At 69.1% G+C, this 3,748-nt stretch carries 4 protein-coding genes and 1 pseudogene; 1 reads left to right on the top strand and 4 read right to left on the bottom strand.

What is annotated here, in order from left to right:
• The 3 genes from FPZ41_RS45480 to FPZ41_RS45470 all read right to left on the bottom strand — a co-directional run.
• Positions 1–805 (bottom strand): winged helix DNA-binding domain-containing protein (locus tag FPZ41_RS45480; RefSeq protein ID WP_152870665.1); only part of this gene is annotated, 805 nt, incomplete at its 3' end.
• A 7-nt stretch (positions 806–812) separates the two neighbouring features.
• Positions 813–1,844 (bottom strand): aldo/keto reductase, encoded by a 1,032-nt coding sequence (locus FPZ41_RS45475; RefSeq protein ID WP_322621559.1) that lies wholly within the window; start codon positions 1,842–1,844, stop codon positions 813–815.
• A 107-nt stretch (positions 1,845–1,951) separates the two neighbouring features.
• Entirely contained in the window at positions 1,952–2,374 is a 423-nt protein-coding gene (locus FPZ41_RS45470; RefSeq protein WP_152870663.1) for a VOC family protein, read from the bottom strand.
• 384 nt (positions 2,375–2,758) lie between these two features.
• On the opposite strand from FPZ41_RS45470, the gene FPZ41_RS50100 reads away from it, so the two are divergent.
• Positions 2,759–2,902: a hypothetical protein gene (locus FPZ41_RS50100; protein ID WP_194236455.1), complete on the top strand. Its 144-nt coding sequence runs from the start codon at positions 2,759–2,761 to the stop codon at positions 2,900–2,902.
• Between the two features lie 341 nt (positions 2,903–3,243).
• Here FPZ41_RS50100 and FPZ41_RS47660 read toward each other — a convergent pair.
• Positions 3,244–3,748: pseudogene (locus FPZ41_RS47660) on the bottom strand (helix-turn-helix domain-containing protein); the annotation flags it as partial.

The following is a 3,748-nucleotide window of genomic DNA, read 5'->3' as shown; positions in this document are numbered from 1 at the left end:
TTTTGGTGGGCTCGGAGATTTGTATAAGAGACAGATCGAGCAGTTCGCGGCCGCGTTCGTCGCGGAAGACGACGAGTTCTTCCCGGGCGGCTTTGACAGCGGCGGGAAGTCCGGCGAGGCCGCACCAGGCGCGTAGGTCCGCGCTGGCGGCGGGCCCGTAGGCGGCGAGGTAGCGGCGCAGCAGTTGCTGCCCGACGGGATCGCTGTCCCCGGCGGGCAGGGGGTCGATGTCCCGTTCCAGCCAGGTGGCCAACGGCAGGTTGCGTACGCCGGCCCTCTGGTGCCAGAGGCCGCGGGGCGGGAGTTGGGCCATGGGGATGAGGGCTGCGACGAGCAGCTCGCCCAGGACACGGCGTGGTGGGCCGGGCCAGCGGTCTTCGAGGGCTTGTACGAGCTCGCGCATGGTGCGGGGCTGCTGGTCGGCCATGGCCGCGTGGCCGGCGGCGGCGACCTGGTCCAGGTCGATGCCGGCCAGTTCGCGCCGGTAGGTGCCCAGCACTCGCTGGCGCAGCATGGCGTCATGGCGGGCTCGCCAGGCGAGCGCGTCGTCGGAGGTGACGAGGTGGACGGTGCGGCGCATCAGGTGGGTACGCACCATGGTGCGGCCGGTCAGAGCATCGTCCAGTTGCTCGGGCTTGAAGTCGGCAAGGCGGGACCACAGTCCGATGAACGGTTCCTGGGGCTCTTGAGCCTGCAGGCCGCACAGGTGGGCGACCGCCTCGGGCACGGATGTGTCGGTGCGCGTGAGCAGGTGCTGGCGGGCAAGGGTGGCGCGGTTGAGGGCGCGGCTGTCGAGGACGGTCATGGCGTTCTCAGGCTGCGGCCCGCTCGTGGGGCGGGCGTCGACGCAGGTCCGTGCGGGTGAGGGGGAGAGGTGTGTGGGAGACGTCCAGAGGGCTGATGTCGGTGCCGGGCGGGACGATTGCGTCGATCTTGTCGAGGGTGTCGTCGCCCAGAGTGAGGGTGGCGCCGGCGAGCAGGTTGTCGAGCTGGTCCATGGTGCGAGGGCCGATGATGGCGGCGGTGACGTCGGGGTGGCTGGTGGCGAAGGCCATGGCCAGGTGGGTGAGGCTATGGCCGGCTTCTTCGGCGAGGGTGAGCAGCCGCTCGACGGCATCAAGTTTGCGTTCGTCGGTGAGGTGCCGCGGGACCCACTGCATGCGGGCGCCTGCGGGCCGCGGGGCGTTCTTGCGGTAGTGGCCGGTGAGCAGGCCCATGGCCAGCGGGCTCCACACCAGAACTCCCAGGCCGTAGCGGTGGCAGGTGGGCAGGACCTCGCGCTCGATGCCGCGGTTGAGTATGGAGTAGGTGGGCTGCTCGGTTCGCAGGAGGTGCAGGCCGCGCTGCTGGGACACCCACTGGGCTTCGACGATTTCCGAGGCCGGCAGGTTGGAGGAACCGATCGCGCGGACCTTCCCGGCACGCACGAGGTCGGTGAGCGCGGAGAGGGTCTCCTCGATGTCGGTGTGCGGGTCCGGGTGGTGGATCTGGTAGAGGTCGATGTAGTCGGTCCGCAGCCGCCTCAGCGAGCCTTCGACCGCCTGGACGATCCAGCGCCGGGAACTGCCGCTGCGGCCCGGGCTCTCACCCATCGGTCCGTTGAACTTGGTCGCCAACACGACCTCGTCGCGGCGTCCTTTGAGGGCCTTTCCGACGATCTCCTCGGTCTCGCTGTAGCCGTAGACATCGGCGGTGTCGACGAAATTGATGCCCGCGTCGAGCGCCCGGTGGATCATGCGCACGCAGTCGTCGTGATCCGGATTGCCCATCTTGCCGAACACCATGGTGCCCAGGCAGTAGGCGCTGACTTCGATGCCGGTCCGTCCCAGCTTCCGCATCCGCACGGTGACCCGTTTCCTTTCGGTGCTGTGCGTGGTCGGTGCCTGCGCCGTCCGGGCCGCCCGTGTGGTTGCGGCGGCCCGGACGGCGCAGGCATGTCGGTTCGGCCGGTTCAGCCGTTGTAGGGGGCGGTGACGTCCAGCACCCAGGTGACACCGAAGCGGTCGGTGAGCATGCCGTACAGCGGCGCCCACTGCGCGGGTTCCAGCGGACGCACGATGGTCGAGCCGTCGGCGAGCTTGTCCCACAGGGCGCTGATCTCCTTGGCGTCGTCACCGCGTACGGAGACGAAGAACGGGTTCTCGCCCTGGTTCCAGGGCAGTTGCGCGGGCACGTCGTAGGCCATGACGTGGAAGCCGTTGTCGCCGGCCACCTCGCCCCACATCACCCAGTCCGCCTCGCTCTCGTTCTGTACGGCACCGGCGTCCTTGTAGGTGACCGCGACAGTACGTCCGCCGAAGACGGACCGGTAGAAGTCCAGCGCCTCACGTGCGGTGCCCCGGAAGTTCAGGTGGGTGGTGGTCGTGATGGACATGCCCTGTTCCTTGCCTGGATGTGACGAATACGCCGCCGACCGTCCAAGTCCTGGTGGCGGCTGCCGTGACCAGGAGCGATGCCTCCCGAACGGCTCGTACGCCACGATGGCGGAGGTAGAGGACAGGTTGTGTCCTGTACTGCAGTGTGGCGTTCGTCGGGGGTGAGGTCGGACAGGGTGCGGGCGATCGGGGCGGGGAAGCCGTGGTCGAAGTCGCCGGGTTGCGGTCGGCACGGCGCAGCTCCAGGAATCGGGCAATGGGCGGATCGAGGTTGAGGGGCACTTCGTGTGAGCGGGCGGTGATGACCTGCCGGATGGGTTCGCTGACGAGGGGCTGGCCGTCGCGGGTGAGGCGGCGGGTGAGGTAGTCGTCGCAGTCCTCGGGTGAGAGGTCGCGGACAGGGCGTCCAGGTCGGGTTCGGGCTCCAGCAGGTCCGTGAGCCGGTCGCACCCGGCCAGGGCGCGTACGGACTGGCGGCATTCGCGTGGCGCACTGATGAGGGCGCCGGTGGCCTGGCCGATGGCTGAGCCGATGGTGCCGGGCAGCAGGAGCGTCTCGGCGATGTCGGCGAGGGCGGACTGCGTCTGCTGTGGCAGGGCCTGCCCGAACCGGGTGAGGGCGGCCCGGATCGTCAGCACGAGGTGTTCGACGTCCAGATGCTCGGTGAGCGCGGCCGCGACCGTTTCCCGTTGCGAGGACCCGTTCGTGAACGCCTCGTCAGTCTCCAGACCGCGGTCGTTCGTACTGAACAGGGCCCTCAGGTCACGGCCTGTCACGTCCTCCCGATTGGATGATCACTGGAATCCCAACCTGTACCTGCCGGGCTTCGCGAGGGAGTCGCCAGCGGCGATTTGGGGCCACCGCTCGCTTATGGCGGGCACTTGGGCAGTACGGTGCTCAACTGGACCAGCCTGTCGGGATCGACGCGGATACCGGGGAGCCATAGGCGCTGCCCGTTCCGCGCGACCTGGATCCAGATGCTGCTGTGTTTCTCGTTCTCGTCGGTGACGGTGACGCCGTCGGCGATCCGGCAGCGGGCGTGCAGCAGGTCATGGTGCCAGACACGGTCGGCGGAGTTGGCCGTTGTGTAGGGACGGTAGGGGTCCCAGGCCAGGTGCAGCGCGCATTCGTGCGTACGGGGCTTCTGGCATTTCTCTTCGGCGTTGTGGACGAGCACGCCTGCGTCCCCGTAGCCGGTCTTGGTGTCCTCCGCCCCGGCGGCGCCCTGTGCGGGGGGCGCGGTGGGTGAGTGCCGCAGGCCGAACAGCGTCAGACCGGCCGCAAGGCCGATGGCGGTGCCGGCCGCGGCGAAGCCCCATCGCCCGGACAGGTGTTTGCGCAGACGGCGTCGCCTGGTGGGGGAGGGTTTGGGC

It is taken from the genome of Streptomyces acidicola (assembly GCF_009377235.1).
In the GTDB taxonomy this organism is placed as follows: Bacteria; Actinomycetota; Actinomycetes; order Streptomycetales; family Streptomycetaceae; genus Streptomyces; species Streptomyces acidicola.
The sequence above is the reverse complement of the archived record's forward strand: the minus strand, read 5'-3'. Positions and strand labels throughout refer to the sequence as shown.